The organism is Ensifer adhaerens, from assembly GCF_002007205.1.
Lineage (GTDB): Bacteria > Pseudomonadota > Alphaproteobacteria > Rhizobiales > Rhizobiaceae > Ensifer > Ensifer adhaerens_D.
Window position 1 is genome coordinate 1 of record NZ_LAZS01000009.1, and the last position, 17,822, is coordinate 17,822.

Here is a 17,822-nt window from a genome sequence, read left to right on the forward strand (position 1 = left end):
AAGGAAATCGGCGAAGGCCCGGTCTATCCGAACATGTGAACGCCGGCCCGCGCGAACCGACTTCATTTCTGCCAAGCGAGAGACATATCCATGCAAGACCTGACTGTCATAACCAACTCCGCCCTTAGCCAATGGATCGACGAGGTTCAGGCCCTGTGCGAACCGGATCAGGTCCATGTCTGCGACGGCAGCGATGCGGAATACGAGCGTCTCTGCAGCACCCTTGTCGCGGCGGGCACCTTTATCCGGTTGAACGAAGACAAGCGTCCGAACTCGTTCCTCTGCCGTTCCGATCCCGGTGATGTCGCACGCCTCGAGCATCGCACTTTCGTGTGCACGGCTGACCGGGACGATGCCGGGCCGACAAACTATTGGGCGGATCCGGCCAGCATGCGCGCCGAGCTTGCGCGGTTGTTCAAAGGGTCGATGCGCGGGCGGACCATGTATGTAATCCCCTTCTCGATGGGAGAACCCGGTTCGGAACTTGCGATGATCGGGGTCCAGATCACCGATTCCGCCTATGTCGCGGTCAGCATGAAGCTGATGGCGCACATCGGCCTGCCTGTCCTGCGCGCACTCGGCGCCAGCGAATTCGTGCGCTGCCTGCATTCGGTCGGAGCCCCGCTCGCGCCCGGCGATCGCGATGTGCCGTGGCCCTGCAACGCGGAACACAAATATATCGTGAGCTTCCAGGACGACGGCTCGATCGCGTCCTTCGGTTCCGGCTACGGCGGAAATGCGCTTCTTGGCAAGAAGTGCCTGGCATTGCGGACCGCCTCGCTGAAGGGGCGAAAGGAAGGGTGGCTTGCCGAGCACATGTTGATCATGGGCGTCGAGGATCCCGCTGGAAAAACGACCTATGTCGCGGCCGCCTTTCCGTCTGCCTGCGGCAAGACCAATTTCGCCATGCTTCTGCCGCCCGAGGATTTTGACGGGTGGAAGGTCAAGACGGTCGGTGACGACATTGCCTGGATACGGCCGGATGCGGACGGCACATTGCTCGCCATCAATCCGGAAACCGGCTTCTTCGGCGTTGCCCCGGGCACCAACGACAAGACCAATCCCAACATGATAGCGGCGATCTCGCGCGATACCATTTTCACCAATTGCGCGCTCACGCCCGATGGTGACGTCTGGTGGGAGGGCTTGACGGAGGAGCCGCCGCCAGCGCTGGTGGATTGGCGCGGTCTCGACTGGACGCCTGAGGCCAGTCGCCCCGCCGCCCATCCGAATGCCCGCTTCACCGTTTCGCGTGCCCGCTGCCCGAGCATGGACCCTGCGGCCGATCCCGCCGGCGTGCCGATCTCGGCGTTCGTCTTCGGCGGGCGGCTCTCCCATACCTTTCCGCTCGTCTTTGAGGCAAGGGACTGGCGCGAGGGTGTCTACTGGGCCGCAACGCTCGGGTCGGAAGCGACGGCCGCTGCCGAGAACCAGGCGGCGACACGGCGCGATCCCTTCGCGATGCTGCCTTTCTGCGGCTACAACATGGCCGACTATTTCGCCCACTGGCTGTCGATGGGCGACCGGCTTGTGAATGCGCCGGCAATCTTCCGCGTCAACTGGTTCCGGCGCGACGAGGGCGGTGCGTTCCTCTGGCCGGGCTTCCGGCAAAACATGCGAGTGCTGAAATGGATCGTGCAACGGACAGAAAACACGGGCGGCGGGCAAGCCGCACCGATCGGCCTTGTGCCGCGCTACGACGACATCGACTGGCGCGGTCTCGACTATGACGGTCAGACTTTCGAGGCGCTGATGAAGGTCGATCCGACCGAGCTTGCGCAAGAGCTGCAAGGCCATGATGCATGGCTGCAATCCTTCGGCCAGAGATTGCCGGCGGAGCTTTCCGTCACCCGTCAGGCTTTGCTCGACGCGCTGGCTCCGGCTCAAAACTAGAGCGTTTCGTCGTTCGACTGGATCTGCCGGCATTCCCTCTGGAGTGCTGCTCCGCCGGCAGACCGGCGGTATAGGCCCCCGCAGGCGGCAGGTCGCGGATCGCTTTCGGCCTGCGGATGCGGGCGGCCGCACGTCGGGACCTATGACAACAATCGCGCAGCGTGAAACTCACCGTGAAGCGATGACAGGATTGCGACGCCCCAAGTGATGCGACGATCGATGCTTGCGCTCCGGTCCCGGCTGGCTCACAGATGCCCCGTCGATCGAATGCCGGGCTAAAGGAGGGCACGAACAATGACTTGCGCGCCGAGGGTCGCCCTTATCCTTGCCATGGCTGCGGCGTCGCCGGGCGTGGCGACCGCAGAAGAGGCGAAGACGCAGTCAGAGCTCTGTGGTGACGACTTGCCCGAGGCCAATCGGGCCGACTGCGTCACGGCGGACGATCTTCTTGCCCCGCTCTCCACGTCGCCCGGCGATGCGGATCTCACGGTTGTGTTGAGAGCCGACAAGGGCGCGCTCACGCTCGAATACCGCAAGCCAGGCGAGCTCCCTGAGAATGATCCTTCGGTAGAATGTACCGTCGGCCGCCAAATCACGCTGCCCGCCGGCAAAGTCGTGCATCTCGAATTCATCTCGGCCGATGTCGTCTACAGCTTTGAGGCGCCGGGCTATGTCGAGCAGGTGGATCTCGTGCCCGGTCTCGTGAACTATCGCCGGATCGAGACGCCCATCGAAGGCGGCCAGGCGGACGGCGTGTTTCATGCGGACCCGGATGGTTTGAAGACGATCGTCTCGATGCGTTTTGACAAGGGCCTTTTCGACGGCCAATTGCTTTGCGCCGACTAAAGCGCATCGCGATCTTCAGCTTCGCTTCGAGCGCTTTCAGTTATTGATTTGTCGCGTGCAATCGCAAGATCGCTGCGCAGTTTTGCGCGACATGCCCCGGGGCTTGCGTCCTTGCCACGATCCCATTGTGTTTTCGGCGAATGACCGCGGGGCGCCGTTGAGATTGCGCCTCGGGCCGGCCGTCGATCCACACGACCGCCTAGCGGTTCCTGTTTGAACGCGCGCGATACTCGGCCATTTTCATGCGCGCCGCGCAGGCCTCCGAACAGTAGAGCTTGGATCCGTTACGCGTGACGTCGACATAGGCGCGGTCGCATTCCTTCGCATGACATATGCCAAAGCGCCGCGTTCCAAACGTGTCCATCAGCAGCGCCAGGGACACCGCAAACTCGCCTGCCAGCGCCTCCACATCGGTTTCTCCATCGCCATGGAAGTGCAGGTGAAATGGCTGCCCCACATCTTCAACGAGGTAAGGGCGCGCTCCATAGCGGAGCATCAGGTCATTCAAGGTTTTTGCCGCCGTCGTCTCGTCCGGTGCTTCAAACACCGGGCGAAGCGCTACAGCGACCGAATAGAGCCGAGCGCCGGCATCATCCACCGACAACAGCCTTTGTCTCATCGGCGCGTGGAGCTGCTCGGCGAACGCTTGATTAAGTGCGCGCTCCCGCAAGCCAGGATAGGAACGCCCTCCCGCGCGTCCCTCCAGCGCGAGGTTGACCAGCAGCGCCGCTAACCCGGCCTGTCGTTGCGAGTTACTTGTAAGTTGCATTTTGACGGTAACTCCATAAAGATCGCTGTTACCTTTTAAACGAATGAGAGGGGTAACGTCACGATGGCTTGGAGAACTTATGCCGCAGTACTGCGCAGCGACGGAGCCGTTCGGCTTGCGGGTGCGGCAGCGGTCAGTCGTCTGACGACATCGATGCTGAGCCTTTCTCTTCTGCTTGCGGTCTCCGCGAGCAACGGTTCCTTCGCCGAAGCAGGCCTTGTCCTGTTCGTCCATGCCGTTGCGCTCGCTTTGGCGGCCCCGATCGGTGGACGTCTCGCGGATCGATACGGCCCGCGGCGTACTCTTCATGTCTTTATCGGGTTCCACGCGTTGTCCTATGCGGCGATCGTGTCTGCTCTCGTTCTTGCGCTGCCGCTGTCTCACCTCATCGTTGCCGCAGCTTTTCTGGGCTGCACGACCCCGCCGTCAACCGCGGTCGTGCGCAGCACCTGGCCGTTGCTGGTTCCCGGAAAATACCTGTCGAGTGCCTACGCGCTTGATACGGTGATCAATTCAACCACGTTCATCCTGGGTCCGATGGTCGTGGGCGGTCTCCTTTTCTTCCTGTCGGCAAACACGGTCGTGGGTGCCTGCGCCATAGCCAAGATTACCGGAGACTTGCTGATCGCAACGGGTGCATCGGGGCTCAAGGGCGCTGAGCGCAGCAGGCGCAAGGCGCTTGCGCTGGCCGAAAATGCGCCACTGATGCTGCTTCTCGCCGTTATCGCGGCCGATACCTTCACGATAGGGGCCTTGCAGGTCGGGGCTGCGGCTGGCGCCACGGCGACGGCGGCGAGCCTTCTCTTCAGCGCCTTCGCTGGCGGCGAGGTCGTCGGGGGACTTCTCTCCGGCGTCCGATCGCGCGATGCGAACGTGAAGCGAGACATGATCGGCTTCCATCTGGCAACGGCCTGCCTCTTCGTCTTGATGAGTTCGGTTCTCGGATCATGGGGACTGCTGGTGCTTTACGTCGGCGTCGGACTCTTAAGCGGGGCGCGGGATGCGCTGGGCCAGTTCGCAGTCGGCATCAGTGCCCGGCCTGAAGACCGCACGGAGGCGTTTGGCTGGCTCAGTGGTTTCATGTGGGGCGGCTACGGGCTTGGCACACTCCTTTCCGGCTATCTGGATGAAGAATGGGGGCGGCGCAGCATTTACCTGGTCGCGGCCGCAGCCTCGGCAATGTCGGCCATCGTCCTGTTGTGGCTGAAGCTCGGCGGCGCGGCTGGTGTGATTGAGGATCGGACGTGACGGACTGAAAGTCGCCACATGTCTGGCAGGTCACGCCGTCATGATGAAAGGCCGACACGTCTCCGGCGGCACGCCATGGAGCACGAGTTTTCGGAACGCAGCGTCGGCTTCGCGCGGTGTCATTTCCGGTCGCTCCTCCAGCCACCAGCGCAGAACGGCGTTGAATGTGGAGACCATATGGCGGATCACGAGATCACGAGGAACGGTGGCATGCATCGTCGTGGGCAGTGACTTGCGGAGGATTTCCGCAAGCACATCGTCTATCGCATCGCGAACGATGCCGCCGCCGCGTCCGCCAGCCAGCGCGACCCGGATGTCCGCGTGTTCCGCGACATGCTCGAACAGGGCCCGGCTCGGGTCCCATGCCTTCTCAGGTTCCTGCTGGAGCGCCGCCGAGATCGTCCTGTCCTTTGCGGTCACGAGCAGATCGCGCAAACGCTCCAGGCTGCGTTTCAGAAGGTCATCTTTCGAGGTGAAATGGGCATAAAACGTCGATCGACCGATGTTCGCCTCGGCCAGGATCTCTTCCACGGTGATCAGCTCGTAGTGTTTGCGGCGGATCAGGGACAGAAGCGCTTCGTAAAGCGCCGTGCGCGTTCTGGCCACCCGCCGATCGATCCCCATGTTCGTTCTCCTCTTTCCGGGCTTGTGCGGTTGGCAGTCCAAGGGCACCAGAGGTGTCCGTCTGTCCCGCGTTTCCGAACACAATGTTCCGGACCGTGGATGCCGATTGTTGCCCAGTCAACGTCTGAGAACAGCTATGGTTGAACTTTCTGCCATTTCTCCTCTCTTCTCCGTTTCGAAGAACCGATGCTTCGGCTCTCGCTTGCTCGCCTTGGCAAGCCTGCATCACGCCTATGCGTCATTTCCGCCCGCAGCGCTCCTGAGCGCCTGTTCTTGGCCCTAGCATGCGGCAACCCGATTGAAGAGGTCTTGGCGCTCATCGAGGAATTCGGCGAAGGCGGCCTGAAATCGCGAGCGGTCGCTCTCGGAGATCTCCAAGCTGAGAGCGTACATCCCGCGTCGGGCGAGGTAGAGCCCGCGGGACAGCATGTCGAAATAGAAGAGTTCCTTCAGTTCCTGTTCGGCGTTTCTTGCGTCAGCGGCCGAACGGAGTTGGCCGCGGGCAAAGTGCACGGTCCCGAGCGAACCCATTCCCGTGATTTGCACCGGCGCGCCCGCATCGGCGCAGAGCGTGTTGAGTTGTCCGCGGAACGTATCCCCTTCCGCGCTTAGTCGCGTGGCGACATCAGGCGTATAGATCTCGGTCAGTGCCGCAAGGCCTGCTTTCATCGTGAGTACGTTGTTGTTGAAGGTTCCTGCGTGGGCAAAGGCTGCAGCGCTTGCAGGATCAAATCGTGCCATGATGGCCGCGTTGCCGCCAAAGGCACCGATGGACATGCCGCCGCCGATGTATTTTCCAAGGGTCATGAGGTCGGGCGCAATCCCGTGGAGCGCCTGCAGCCCGCCCGGCGAAAGTCGCGAGGTCATCACCTCGTCGAAGAGCAGCAGCGCTCCGTGCCGGCTTGCTTCCGTCCGGAGAAGTTCAAGAAAGCTTCGCTCGGCCGGTATGCAGCCACCGGAGCCGAGCATCGGCTCGACCAGAATGGCAGCACATTGGGCGCCGAGCTCCTGCAACAGCGCCGCCGTGCCTTCCAGATCATTGTAGGTCCCGACAACAAAATCATGAGGCACATTTGTGGGAGCGCCGCCGGTTGCGAAATTGAGAACGCCGCCATGATAGCCGCCGTCGAACACCAGGACTTTCCGGCGTCCGGTGATCGCCGTTGCCGCCGCCAGCGCCATCAGGTTCGCTTCGGTTCCCGAATTGGTAAAACGAACGAGCTCGATCGCGGAAAACCGCTCGCAGATGGCGGCTGCAAAGCTGGCTTCGCTCCGCGTATGGGCAGAAAGGTTGAGGCCCTGTTCGAGAGCGGCCTCGATGGCCGCCCGAATTTTTGGGTGGGAGTGCCCGAAGAGGCCGGCGGTGTATTCACCCAGGAAGTTTGAATATTCGTGTCCATCGACGTCCCAGAGCTGCGCGCCGCTTCCGCGTTCGATCGCCAATGGGAAAGGCCTGTGGAACAGGATGCTGCGCGTGTTGCCGCCGGGCATGAACGCACGGGCGGTCCGATGGTATTCCAGGCTCAGCCGATTGGCCTGTTCATACCGATGATGTGCTTCGGCCAGCGCCATCGCAATGGCGGCTTTTCCATTCTTCGACATGCCTCGCCCTCCTTCGACCCTCTGGGCCTCATTTTGTACGAAGAACAATTTTATTTGTCTACTGTACAATAAAATTTGGATGAGATACTGTTGGAAGCATGGAATGGTGCCGGATCCGGCACCGTTGGTGCCGATAGGAGCAGCATGTCGAAGGAAGACGCCCCACGGCGCGGTCGCCGCAATGACCAGCTCGGCCATGATCAGATCGTCGCGACGGCGCTCATGATTATCGATCGGGATGGGCTCGACGGCTTCAGCATGCGGGAAGTCGCACGCGAGCTTAAGGTCTATCCCACGGCCATCTACTGGTATTTCAAGGCCGGCAAGAACGCGCTTCTGGCGGCTGTCGCGTCAAGAGCGCTCAATGGCGTCACGCCGGCTCTTCACATGAACGACGACTGGCGAGAATGGATCAGGCTGCTGTTTCGGCAGTATCGCAAGGCGCTCTCCGAACACCCGAACGTTGCGCCCTTGCTCGGCGCCCAGCTCGTATCCAATGCCGGGGTCAATCCCATCCTTGTCGAGCGTGTGCTGACGGCGCTGGATGGCGCCGGGTTCCGCGGCGCGGCGCTGATCGATGCCTACAACGCGGTCCTGGCCGCGATGCTCGGCTATGTCACGCTCGAGTTTGCGCCCGTGCCGCGCGACGAGCCCGACAGCTGGGCACGCGCCTTCGAACAGCAATTGAGGGAGCTTCCTTCCGATCACTACCCGCTCATCCACGCAAACTTCGGTGGCCTCGCCAATCGCGCCTTCATCTTGCGGTGGGAAAGCGGAAGCACCGCACCGCTCGACGGAGGGTTCGAGACTTATGTCGAGGCATTCGTCCTTGGCTTGGAAGCAAAGCTGGCGAAGCACACGATGAGCGCATGACGATCCGACGGAGGGGCGAGGTTATCCCCTTGTCCGTCCGTACCGCGAACAACAACGCAAGGATTTAGACGCATATGGCAACTGATACCAAAGTTAAGGGTCCGGCATCCTATTTCCCGTCCATTGAAAAGACCTATGGCAAGCCTGTCGCCCATTGGTTCGATCTTCTCAATTCCGTGAAGGAAAAGAAGCACATGGAACAGGTGGCCTTCCTCAAGGAGGACCACAAGATCGGTCATGGCCATGCCAACGCGCTCGTGGCATTCTACCGAGCCCAGATTGGCGTGTGAGACAAGCCTTGGCCCCGCTTCGTTTCGACTGACCAGCGAACCGAGCTAGACCAGATTTTCGCTGGAGAGCCCGAGATTTTCCTCCATTTCGCCGCGGGTCATCGCCGCACCGAAAATCGGGGTGCCGCCGGCAAAGAGACGGGACGACGCCAGTCCACCGGAAAGGACCGGATCAAAGCCAAGCCTGTCGACGAACGCCGCAACCACAAGGTTTGCCTCGGGATCATCACCGGCGACCGCCATGGCGCGACGCTCGGCATGCCCTTGAGGGCGGGCAGCGTCCTCGATTTCATGGTAGCCCATATGGTTGAAGCTGCGCACCAGCCGCGTGCCCTTCAGGAAGCGCTGGACCACTTCGCTGCTTGAGGCGGCGCCCTCGAATTCGGCGAGCGTCCCGTCCGTCGGCGCCCAGTAATTCATGGTGTCGACGACGATCTTGCCCTGAAGCAGCTCGGGTTTGAGAGTGCGATACTTCGACAGAGGCAGCGCCAGAACGATGATGTCGCTCTCGGCGATCGCCTCTTCGGCGCCCGCGGCAATCGCCCCCGGCGCCACGATCTGCAGCATGAAGGCGTTGTCGGCGGCTGGTCGCGAGGTCGCGACCCGAACCTCGTAGCCGGCGGACAAGGCGCGCCGCGCAAGGGCAGTGCCGACCCGCCCGGCGCCGAGGATCGCAACTTTATGCATGTGCTGTTGCCTCGTCGGTCTCCCGCTGGCGCTTGCCGAGTTCGGCATCGACAAGTGGCTTTACCCGGGTGCCCAGGAGTTCGATCGAGCGCAGGAAGTCCCGGTGCGGCATTTGCCCGACATCCGTCTGGAAGAACTGGCGTTGATGGCCGATGCTCTTGTGAAGCGTCACGATCCGCTCGGCGATCTCCTCGGGATGACCCACAAAGAGCGCACCCGCGCCGCTTGCTTCCGTGTCGTAGTGAAACCGCGGCGGCGGCGCAAATCCGCGAATCCGGCCGATCTGTTCCATGACCGCGTGCCAGTGCGTCCAGAAGAAGTCCTTGGCTCGTTTGGCGTCGTCCCCGACAAAACCGGGACTCGCGACAGACACCTTGATCTTCTCCGGTCCGTGTCCAGTCTGCTCGGCCGCACGTCTGTAGAGATCCGCCAGGGGTGCGAACCGGTGCGCCTGGCCGCCGATGATCGCATAGGAAATCGGCAGGCCGAGCAGGCCGGCGCGAACCGACGAATGCGGATTGCCGCCCGTCGCGAGCCAGATCGGCAAGGTTCCCCTTTCGGGCCGCGGCACGACCAGCGCGTCGTTCAGGGCCGGCCGGAATTTACCGGACCAGGTGACGGTCTCGCTCTCATTGATCTTCAGGAGCAGATCGAGCTTCTCGGCGTAGAGTTCGTCATAGTCGTTGAGGCTCTGGCCGAAGAGCGGAAACGATTCCGTTGACGAACCGCGGCCCGCCGTGATCTCGGCGCGCCCGTTCGAAACGGCATCGAGGGTTGCGAATTGCTGATAGACCCGCACCGGGTCGTCGGTGCTGAGCACGGTCACGGCGCTGCCGAGCTTGATGGTCGAGGTGGACGAGGCCGCGGCGCCCAGAATAACCGTGGCGGCGGACGCCGGCATTTCGCGCGTATGATGTTCGCCGATCCCGAAATAGTCGAGACCCACCTGGTCTGCGAGCTGGATGGCCTCGAGCAGGTTGCGCGTCGCTTGCGCGGTCGAACCGAGTTCGCCGGTTGCGGCATCGCGCTGTACGTCGCCGAAGCTGTAGATCCCTAGTTCCATCGACTTCTCCTGATGTACTCTCATTCGACGGCGCTTCGGCGCCGGGGCAAAGCGCCCGGCGCCATCCGGGCGCGACGGTCTTAGCCGCGCTGCGAGTCCAGCTGTTCCTGGTCCTTTTCGACCTGCTGGGCCTTGAGGTAGCTTTCGATCAGCAGCTGATATTCCGGGAAGATCCTGGTGTAGATCTCGGCCCACTGCTGGGCGTCGTCGCGATGCCAGGTGCGCTGCAGTTCGGAGGCGACCGCTGCCGTATCCATCGGCACGACGCCGGCCTGAACGACGCGGGCAAGGGTGATCTCCTCGGCCATCTTCGAATAGGTGCCCGAAGCATCGACGACGACGAAGACCTTGTAGCCGTCATGGACGGCGCTGATTGCCGGGAAGGCCATGCAGACGCTGGTGATCGTGCCGGCGATGATCAGGGTCTTGCGGCCGGTCTCCTTGACGGCGGCGACGAAGTCCGGGTTGTCCCAGGCGTTGATCTCGCCACGGCGGGCGACATACTTGGCATGCGGCGCGTTGGCATGGATTTCCGGGATCAGCGGGCCGTTCGGGCCCTGCGGCACGGAGGCCGTGGTGATGACCGGCATCTTCGTCAGCGTCGCCATGCTGGCAAGCGCTGCCGCATGGGCCCGCAGCTTCGGCATCGGCATGTCGTTGACGGTCTGGAACAGGCCGCTCTGGTGGTCGATCAAAAGCATCACCGCATCATCGGGATCGATAACCGGGCGCTGTCCGTTGAAGTTTGCTGGGGTCATGTCGGTTCCTTTCTCTTGATTGCTCGGACCGTTTCTGATTGAGCGGCCTTCGATGACTAAGAGAATAGGGATGATACAAATTGGCGGTAGACACCTGGATTGAGCTTCTATGTCTCACTTCTAGGACAATTCAGCCGGCTTGATCACGCAAGCGCGTCGGCACGGGGACGAGCGAAGCTTGGCGCAGGCGCGTTTGAGCGGCCCAATGAAATGGGACGAACACAATGGGACGAACCATGCCGAAACGGCGCTACTTGTCCGCTCCTTGGGGGGCGTATCGGTGTGAACCGCGCCGGGCTTTTTGGCGCGACGCCTTGCGAGCGGCCGCCGCGTGAAACGCAACGGCGCGATGGTCGACGTCGACTGGGCGCACGCCAGACGACGCACCGTGGACATTCAGGAGCGCGTCTTCGCCCTCGCCGAGACCATCAATCTCACGTGAGTTTGGTCAACGGCTCGGACCTCGCCCCGGAATGTAACGCACCCAACCGTCGGGATGATCGGTGGTGATGACGAGGTCGAGGACCCCTGACGGTCAGTGCCGACGCTGACCGTCAGCCGATTGTTCGCGCGCTGTCGGTCATCAGCTTGATGCCGAGCGCGCCCACCACCGCGCCGGCGGCCCGGTCAATCCAGGTCTTGGAGCGCAGATAGACGACCCGCGGTGCATGCGCGGAAAAGCCGACGGCGACGATTGCGTACCACAGGAACTCGTTGATGAAGAGCAGGGGCGGAAGGGCGAGCAGCATCCAGGTGGGTGTCGGCGACGGCAGCAGCGCGGCGAACATCGAAGCGTAGAAGATCGCCGTCTTCGGGTTGGAGATCTGAACGAAAAGCCCCCGCAGCAGAGATTTCCAGAGCGTGCCCGGCTGGTCGGCGGGCGTTTCGGCAATCGTTATCTTTTGCGGTGCAGCCCGCCAGATGCCGATGCCGATCCAGACCAGATAGGCGCCACCGGCGAGCCTCAAGAGGATGTTGAGCCATTCGACCTGGAGAAGGATCGCCGTCAGGCCGGCGACCGCAATGCAGGCGAACAGGAAGCCGCCAATGCCCATGCCGACCGCCGCCATCAAGCCGTCGGCGCGCGACCGGGCGATCGCGATGCGCGACACCACGATGAAGCTCGGGCCAGGGCTCATGGCGCCAAGCAGGAAGACGCCCAGGATGGAGGCAAGAATTGCGAGTTCATGCATGTCGCTATCCTCTCGTTAGAAAGCGCCGCCAGCGCGGGACGATTATGAAACGCGTTGCATCATTCCTCAATCGGGCGCGTGTCGCTCCTGCTGGCTCCACTGAGTAAGCGGTAAGATACCCCTCAATGGTGACCTTCCTCGATCTTCGGGAGGAACCAGGCGAGAAGTCCCGCAAGCGGAAGGAAGGAGCAGACGTAATAGACCGTTTCGACACCGTAGCGGTCGGCCAGTATTCCGAGAAGCGCCGCTGCAATGCCGCCCAGGCCGAAGTTCAGGCCGTAGAACAACCCGCCGATGAGCCCTATGCGGTGCGGCAGCAACTCGATGGCGTAAATCAGGATCGATGCGAAGGCGCTCGCCATGATCAGGTTGATCATCACCGTCAGCACGCCGGTCCAGAACAGGTCGACATGGGGCAGCATGAGCGTCAGAGGGAGCGGTCCGAGAACCGAAATCCAGATGATCCGGTAGCGCCCGATGCGATCGCCGACAATGCCGCCGATCAGCGCCCCTGCGGCCGACGCCAGCAGGAAGATGAACAGCATCATCTGTGCGGAAGGGATGGAAAGGCCGAACCGCTCCATGAGGTAGAAGGTGTAGAACGAGCGGAAGCTTTCGCCATAGGCGTTCTTGGTGAACATCAGCAGCGTCAGCACCACCAGGCCTGCGCCGATCGTCGCCGGTGCATGACGGATGCCGCCGCCCGCCTGCTTGCCCTCCGCCCGCAACGCCATGAATGCGGCGCTGATCTCCCGCTGCTTGCCGCCGATCCAGGCGAGAAGCACCATGGCCAGCAAGGCGAGAGCGGCGAACCAGGCGAGGCTCGGCTGTCCCCAGGGAACGATGATCAGCGCGGCGAAGACCGGGCCGAGCGCGCCGCCTGCCTGGCCGCCGACCTGAAACAGTCCCTGTGCCAATCCCTGTCGACCGCCGGCGGCATAGCGGGCCATGCGCGTGGCTTCGGGATGGAAGATCGACGATCCGATGCCGATGAGCGCGACCGAGACGAGGATCATCGCATAGCTGTCGGCAAGAGCGAGGCTGACCAATCCGGAGAGCGTGAACATCATCCCGACGACCGGCGAATAGGGTGCGGGGTGTTTGTCCGTGACCATGCCGATCGCAGGCTGCAGCAGCGACCCGGCAATCTGGAAGGTCATGGTGATCATGCCGATCTGCACGAAATCCAGTGCATAGGCATCCTTCAGGATCGGATAGGCGGCCGGGATCAGCGACTGCATGAGGTCGTTGAGGAGGTGGGTAAGCCCCAGAACGACCAGGACCGCAAGATGCGTCTTGGGCCGTGTCATAGCAGGGATGGCGACTGTCATGGCTGATTTCTTGGCTCCAGGGATTCCGGGAAATGGCTTGCGGCGATGGCCGCGCGCCGGGGAGCTTATGCATCCTGCGATAGGCGGGCAACCACCACGCAACGTCACGCGCGAAAAAAATGCGGCGGCGGAACGGGAGGTCAGAAGCGTTCGAACACGTTCTTGACCGGCCGTCGACAGGGGACAGCCCGGGGCTGCCCTGCAAGCTCACCGCTCCTGCCTCGGCCACCCTTGCTTGCGCCGATGCGGTCGCGCCCTTCCCGTCGAAGTGCATCGCGGCAAGTGTCCGGACGAACAGGACCTTCAGGTTGCTGAGGCCCTCCGACAGCGAAAGCACCCGATCTTTTCATCCCCGGCCCGTGTTGCAACGATCGCAGTGCAGCCTCTAAGCTTGGGTCATGGGATGTTCCTTCCATGAGTGAGCATTCGTTGTGAGGAGATGCGTGCGGCTCAGCACATGCCGCCGTTTGCCCGGATGACCTGGCCGTTGATCCACGCGCCTTCCGGTCCGGCGAGGAAAGAAACGACGCGGGCGATATCTTCGGGTTCGGCAAGCCGTTCGAGAGGGTTCATCCTGGCCATGCGGTCAAGCAGTTCAGGGCTCTTGCCGCTCAGGAACAGCTCTGTCGCCACCGGGCCGGGGGCGATGGCGTTCACGCGAATGCCGCGGCCGCGCATCTCCTGGGCCAACACCTGGGTCAGTCCTTCAACGGCCGCCTTGGTGGCAATGTAGATGCCATAGGTCGGCAGGCGCATGCCAATCACGCTCGACGAGACGTTGATGATACGGCCATCGTTGCGCAGCCGTCTCGCCGCTTCACGGCAGACGTTGAACGTGCCCTTGAGGTTTATCGCGATGGTCTCGTTGACGACGTCGTCGGCGACGTCGGCGATCGGGGCAAGCTTCATGATGCCGGCGCTGTTGACGACGACGTCCACTCCGCCGAAGGCTTGGGTGGCCGTGTCGAACATCGCCGCGACCGCGCGGGCATCGCTGACATCCGCCTGAACGATGCGCGCGTCGCCACCTGCGCCGATGATTTCGTCTGCGACCGCCTTGGCCGCCTCGGTGCGTCCCGCATAGTTCACGACAATCTTGAAGCCGTCACGGGCGAGGCCCCTGGCGATTTCCGCCCCGATGCCCCGCGACGCTCCGGTAACGAGTGCGACCTTGCTGCTGTTGCTCATTTTTCAAGCCCTTGCGTTGTTCGGTCTATTGATCGAGAGGAGGATACGCCTGGCATGAGAGAAGAAAAAATGCATAGTTGGTAGGGGAGCAATAACCGAAAGTATGAGTCGTCATGACGTTTGATGCGCGCCTGCTCAGCGGGATCGGTGTGCTTTCTGCGGTCGTCGAGGCCGGCAGCTTTGCCCGGGCGGGCGAAGCCATGGGATTGACGCAGCCTGCTATCAGCCGCGCGGTTGCACGTTTGGAGGAGCGTGTCGGCATCCGAATTTTCAATCGAAGCGCCCGGGCAATCTCGCTGACGGACGAGGGACGGCGGTTTTATGAACTCGTCGCGCCGCGATCGAGGAGGCCGCCATCATGGCGGGGGCGGCCAAGACGCGGGTGCGCGGCAAGTTGCGAGTCAATGTCGATGGGACGTTCGGGCATTTTGTGCTCGCCCCAAGGATCAATGACTTTCTCGAACGCTATCCGGAACTGTCGGTCGAGATCTTCGTGCGCGACGCGATCGGGGATTTTGTCGGCGAAGGGACGGATGTCGCCGTGCGGTTCGGCGAACCCGGCGCGCATTCGATGCAAACGGAACTTCTGCTGGAAACGCGCGTGTTCACCTGCGTTTCGGCCAAGTATCTCGAGAGGAATGGCGAACCGAAAACTCCCGCCGATCTCTCGAACGGGCACCAGTGCGTCCTCATCCGCGATCCGGTAACCGGGCGTGCCTTCACCTGGGAGTTTCAGCGCCGGGGCGAAACCGTGCCATTCGCGGCGACCGGCCGGGTCACGGTCAATGACACGGGTTCGCTCCTTGGCGCCTGCCGTAGCGGCGCTGGCATCGCGCAGTTGCTCGAACTCTATGTCAGGGACGAATTGGCGGACGGCGATCTGATCCAGATCCTGCCGGATTGGTCGGAGGAAACCTTTCCGCTCCATGCCTATTATCGCCGCTCGGATCTCATGCCGGCAAAGCTGCGGGCCTTTCTCGACTTCGTACGCGAGATCGTCGCGTAGGCGCTTCGGTCGCCCTACCCGGCGCTAGGGCCGCCACCGGACATGCTCGATAAGCGCGCGCAGCTTCGGCGCAAGGTTCCGCCGATCGGGAAAATAGAGGTAGAAGCCCGCGAATGGCGGGAAGTAGTCTTCGAGAAGCGGCACCAGTTGTCCCGACGAAACATAGGGCCGGAAGGTTTCCTCCATGCCGAACGTTATGCCGCCCCCGGCACAGGCGGTGCGGATCATCAGCCACATGTCGTTGGTCGTGATCTGGGGGTTCACGGCGACATCGAACTCGCGTCCACCCTTGCCGAACTCCCAGCGGTAAGGCGCGGTCTGCGGTGCCGGACGCCAGCCGATGCAGCGATGCAAAGCGAGGTCCGACGGTTGCAAAGGCTTGCCGAAGCGTTCGATGTAGGATGGGGCCGCCACTGCGGTCTGGCGTTGCTCGGCCGATACCGGCACCGCGATCATGTCCTGTTCGATGACTTCGCCGAGCCGCACCCCGGCGTCATAACCTTGGGCGACAATGTCGAATTCCTCGTCCGTGACGGTCACATCGATCTCGACCGTGGGGTAGGCCGCAGCAAAACTTGCGAGCAACGGCCCCGAGATGAACCTTTCGGCGATCGAGGACACGGCCAATCGCAACAGGCCCGTCGGAGCCATGTCCCGATCCGCCACGGCGTCCAGGGCCAGGCCGACTTCTTGAAGGGCCGGCGCCACGCGCTGGTAAAGTTGCGCGCCAGCTTCGGTAAGGCTGACGCTGCGTGTCGTTCGTTGGACGAGCGCCACCCCGAGCCGATCTTCGAGACGGCGCAGCGACTGGCTGACCGCAGATCGGGTAACGCCCAGATGCTCCGCGGCCGCGCGGAAACTGCGGGCCTCCGCAACGGCCATGAAGACGGAAATAACATTCAGATCAACGGCCATTGGTCGGCTCAACTTACCTATGCCGGCGTGATTGGGCAGAGTGAAGATATAATCTTGTCCTGCCGACCGGCAACCTTCAAGGCGAGTGCAGATTCTGCGCGCGCCTTGGCTTCCGTCATCACCTTTCGCGGTAAAACACCATGCCGCCATGGTGCAGCACGCCGTCGATGAACGCGCCGTCGGCGGTGAAGCCGGTGTCGTCCCAGTAGTCGATATGGTTTCCGGTCACGACATAGCGCCCCTGATAGGCGCTCTTTCGGTTTCCGCGCGCCTCGTCATAACGTCCGTTCGGCAACAGCTCCTGGCGGATCCGCCCGTCCCCGGTGACCCACATGCCGACATAGGGGTGATCTGCTTGCTTGCTCTCAGTCGGGCTGTTCATAATTTCCTCCGCGACGGCTTGGCGGGAGACCGGCGTGTCGAGGGACGCGAGACCGGCGATAAGCGTGGCGGCGGCAAGCTTGGGGAGATTGCTCATGGCCGCTCTCCCGCGGGCTTGTCGTTGCCCGCTTCGGCCCGCTCGGCAAAAAGCTGCGACAAGGATTGCGACGCGGCAATGGCGCGCGGAAATCCGGCCGGAACGGTTACCATGTAGATTACCTCCTTGAGCTCATCCTCCGAAACGCCGACGTTGAGCGCGTATCCGGCATGGACCTTCATCAGGTCGGTCAGCCCGATCGCGGCGAATGCGGCGACCGCCGCGAGTTGCCGCGTCCTGTTGTCGAGACCCGGACGGGACCAGACGTCGCCAAGGGCATAGGCCTCGGTCGCGTCGGCAAGGAAGGGAAACTCCTGCCGCATCCGTTCCAGGTTGGGCTGCGTCACGCCATTGTTGAGGGTCCGGATAACGGCGGCGCCGCGTTCGCGACGCTCCTCCAGGGATTGGGCATAGGCGACCTCGGGTGAAAGGCCCAGGATAATCGCCGTACCTGCGGCTGCGAATTGCGATTGAATGCGATCAAGCACGTTTCTCTCCTCCATGGGTAACGGGTGGGACGCCCGACGATCGCGAATGTCGCCCGACCTTCCGTTGCGCTGCTGTGGTTGACGCAAAAGGTAGGCGGGAAGGATTGGAACGATAAGACGCTGATTTCTTTCCATACTGGCAAGCCACGCTAACCAATACGTGCGCCGCGCGACGGCGGCGCGATCGCGGCCGTCTCGGTTCTGACCGGCGACGGTGTCATTCGGGCATATGGCGGTCCCCGGCGCGATTGCCGTGGCTCTCGCCGGCAACCCGCGCGGCTGCGGCCCCTGCGCGCGCAGTGGACCTTGCCCGCCTGCCGCCCACCTGGATCGGCGTCGGCACACTCGACCTGTTCGCGCAGGAATCGATGCGCTTTGCCGCTCGCCTCGTCGAGGCCGGCGTCGCCGTCGAAATGTCCGTGGTCCCCGGCGCCTATCACGGTTTCGATACGATGGTGCCGCAGGCGCGCATTTCGGCTGATTTCATCGCCAGCTGGAAATCGGCTCTGAGCCGGTCGTTGAATGACGACTGACTGGCAGCCGCTGCACGGTTCACGCCGCGCGCTCGCT

At 62.6% G+C, this 17,822-nt stretch carries 19 protein-coding genes and 1 pseudogene; 8 read left to right on the forward strand and 12 right to left on the reverse strand.

Translation table 11 applies throughout. The annotated features are described in order from the left end of the window. The first annotated feature begins 90 nt into the window (after positions 1-90). Together XB14_RS20780 and XB14_RS20785 are read left to right on the forward strand one after the other, a co-directional pair. Positions 91-1,893, forward strand: a complete 1,803-nt coding sequence (locus tag XB14_RS20780; RefSeq protein WP_077963525.1) for a phosphoenolpyruvate carboxykinase (GTP) — start codon at positions 91-93, stop codon at positions 1,891-1,893. A 294-nt stretch (positions 1,894-2,187) separates the two neighbouring features. Then, positions 2,188-2,739: a hypothetical protein gene (locus XB14_RS20785; protein ID WP_077963526.1), complete on the forward strand. Its 552-nt coding sequence runs from the start codon at positions 2,188-2,190 to the stop codon at positions 2,737-2,739. A 199-nt stretch (positions 2,740-2,938) separates the two neighbouring features. Here XB14_RS20785 and XB14_RS33860 read toward each other — a convergent pair whose 3' ends face one another. After that, on the reverse strand, positions 2,939-3,742 hold the full coding sequence (locus tag XB14_RS33860) for a CGNR zinc finger domain-containing protein (RefSeq protein ID WP_077964030.1): 804 nt from the start codon (positions 3,740-3,742) through the stop codon (positions 2,939-2,941). Between XB14_RS33860 and XB14_RS20795 the strand changes: the two genes are divergently transcribed. After that, the gene (locus XB14_RS20795; protein WP_234804111.1) at positions 3,662-4,756 is read left to right on the forward strand and encodes an MFS transporter; all 1,095 of its coding nucleotides are present in this window, start codon (positions 3,662-3,664) and stop codon (positions 4,754-4,756) included. The genes XB14_RS33860 and XB14_RS20795 overlap by 81 nt on opposite strands. 30 nt (positions 4,757-4,786) lie before the next feature. Here XB14_RS20795 and XB14_RS20800 read toward each other — a convergent pair whose 3' ends face one another. Continuing rightward, complete coding sequence (locus tag XB14_RS20800; protein WP_077963530.1) at positions 4,787-5,380, reverse strand: TetR/AcrR family transcriptional regulator; 594 nt, start codon at positions 5,378-5,380, stop codon at positions 4,787-4,789. A gap of 279 nt (positions 5,381-5,659) precedes the next feature. Further along, positions 5,660-7,180 carry an aspartate aminotransferase family protein gene (locus XB14_RS20805; protein ID WP_210190034.1) on the reverse strand — a complete coding sequence of 507 codons (1,521 nt, stop codon included), beginning with the start codon at positions 7,178-7,180 and terminating at the stop codon, positions 5,660-5,662. On the opposite strand from XB14_RS20805, the gene XB14_RS20810 reads away from it, so the two are divergent. Both XB14_RS20810 and XB14_RS20815 read left to right on the forward strand, forming a co-directional pair. After that, the gene (locus XB14_RS20810) at positions 7,127-7,855 is read left to right on the forward strand and encodes a TetR/AcrR family transcriptional regulator (protein ID WP_077963535.1); all 729 of its coding nucleotides are present in this window, start codon (positions 7,127-7,129) and stop codon (positions 7,853-7,855) included. The two genes, XB14_RS20805 and XB14_RS20810, sit on opposite strands and share 54 nt — an antisense overlap. Positions 7,856-7,929: 74 nt before the next feature. Continuing rightward, positions 7,930-8,145 carry a DUF4287 domain-containing protein gene (locus XB14_RS20815; RefSeq protein ID WP_077963543.1) on the forward strand — a complete coding sequence of 72 codons (216 nt, stop codon included), beginning with the start codon at positions 7,930-7,932 and terminating at the stop codon, positions 8,143-8,145. A 45-nt stretch (positions 8,146-8,190) separates the two neighbouring features. Here XB14_RS20815 and XB14_RS20820 read toward each other — a convergent pair whose 3' ends face one another. From XB14_RS20820 to XB14_RS20845, 6 genes are all read right to left on the reverse strand, one after another. Then, on the reverse strand, positions 8,191-8,832 hold the full coding sequence (locus XB14_RS20820; protein ID WP_210190035.1) for an NADPH-dependent F420 reductase: 642 nt from the start codon (positions 8,830-8,832) through the stop codon (positions 8,191-8,193). Beyond that, entirely contained in the window at positions 8,825-9,895 is a 1,071-nt protein-coding gene (locus tag XB14_RS20825) for an LLM class flavin-dependent oxidoreductase (protein ID WP_077963547.1), read from the reverse strand. The genes XB14_RS20820 and XB14_RS20825 overlap by 8 nt, the downstream gene beginning before the upstream one ends. Before the next feature lie 80 nt (positions 9,896-9,975). Next, complete coding sequence (locus tag XB14_RS20830; RefSeq protein WP_077963549.1) at positions 9,976-10,653, reverse strand: isochorismatase family protein; 678 nt, start codon at positions 10,651-10,653, stop codon at positions 9,976-9,978. 554 nt (positions 10,654-11,207) lie between these two features. Continuing rightward, positions 11,208-11,846: a LysE family translocator gene (locus XB14_RS20835; protein ID WP_077963551.1), complete on the reverse strand. Its 639-nt coding sequence runs from the start codon at positions 11,844-11,846 to the stop codon at positions 11,208-11,210. Between the two features lie 122 nt (positions 11,847-11,968). Continuing rightward, positions 11,969-13,177 carry an MFS transporter gene (locus tag XB14_RS20840; RefSeq protein WP_179119632.1) on the reverse strand — a complete coding sequence of 403 codons (1,209 nt, stop codon included), beginning with the start codon at positions 13,175-13,177 and terminating at the stop codon, positions 11,969-11,971. Positions 13,178-13,627: 450 nt separating this feature from the next. Beyond that, the gene (locus tag XB14_RS20845; protein WP_077963561.1) at positions 13,628-14,365 is read right to left on the reverse strand and encodes an SDR family oxidoreductase; all 738 of its coding nucleotides are present in this window, start codon (positions 14,363-14,365) and stop codon (positions 13,628-13,630) included. Between the two features lie 200 nt (positions 14,366-14,565). Between XB14_RS20845 and XB14_RS33865 the strand changes: the two are divergent. Next, positions 14,566-14,619, forward strand: a pseudogene (locus XB14_RS33865) (hypothetical protein); the annotation flags it as partial. A 104-nt stretch (positions 14,620-14,723) separates the two neighbouring features. Next, complete coding sequence (locus tag XB14_RS20850) at positions 14,724-15,371, forward strand: substrate binding domain-containing protein (RefSeq protein ID WP_327326894.1); 648 nt, start codon at positions 14,724-14,726, stop codon at positions 15,369-15,371. A gap of 24 nt (positions 15,372-15,395) precedes the next feature. Here the strand turns inward: XB14_RS20850 and XB14_RS20855 are convergent, their stop codons facing one another. The 3 genes from XB14_RS20855 to XB14_RS20865 form a co-directional block, all read right to left on the reverse strand. Beyond that, positions 15,396-16,286, reverse strand: a complete 891-nt coding sequence (locus XB14_RS20855; RefSeq protein WP_077963562.1) for a LysR family transcriptional regulator — start codon at positions 16,284-16,286, stop codon at positions 15,396-15,398. Between the two features lie 118 nt (positions 16,287-16,404). After that, positions 16,405-16,764, reverse strand: coding sequence for an Atu4866 domain-containing protein (locus XB14_RS20860; RefSeq protein WP_077963563.1), 360 nt, complete (start codon positions 16,762-16,764; stop codon positions 16,405-16,407). After that, positions 16,761-17,267 carry a carboxymuconolactone decarboxylase family protein gene (locus XB14_RS20865; protein ID WP_077963564.1) on the reverse strand — a complete coding sequence of 169 codons (507 nt, stop codon included), beginning with the start codon at positions 17,265-17,267 and terminating at the stop codon, positions 16,761-16,763. Before XB14_RS20865 ends, XB14_RS20860 begins: the two co-directional genes overlap by 4 nt. A gap of 233 nt (positions 17,268-17,500) precedes the next feature. On the opposite strand from XB14_RS20865, the gene XB14_RS20870 reads away from it, so the two are divergent. Beyond that, positions 17,501-17,785 (forward strand): alpha/beta hydrolase, encoded by a 285-nt coding sequence (locus XB14_RS20870; protein WP_268802295.1) that lies wholly within the window; start codon positions 17,501-17,503, stop codon positions 17,783-17,785. Positions 17,786-17,822: the final 37 nt, after the last annotated feature.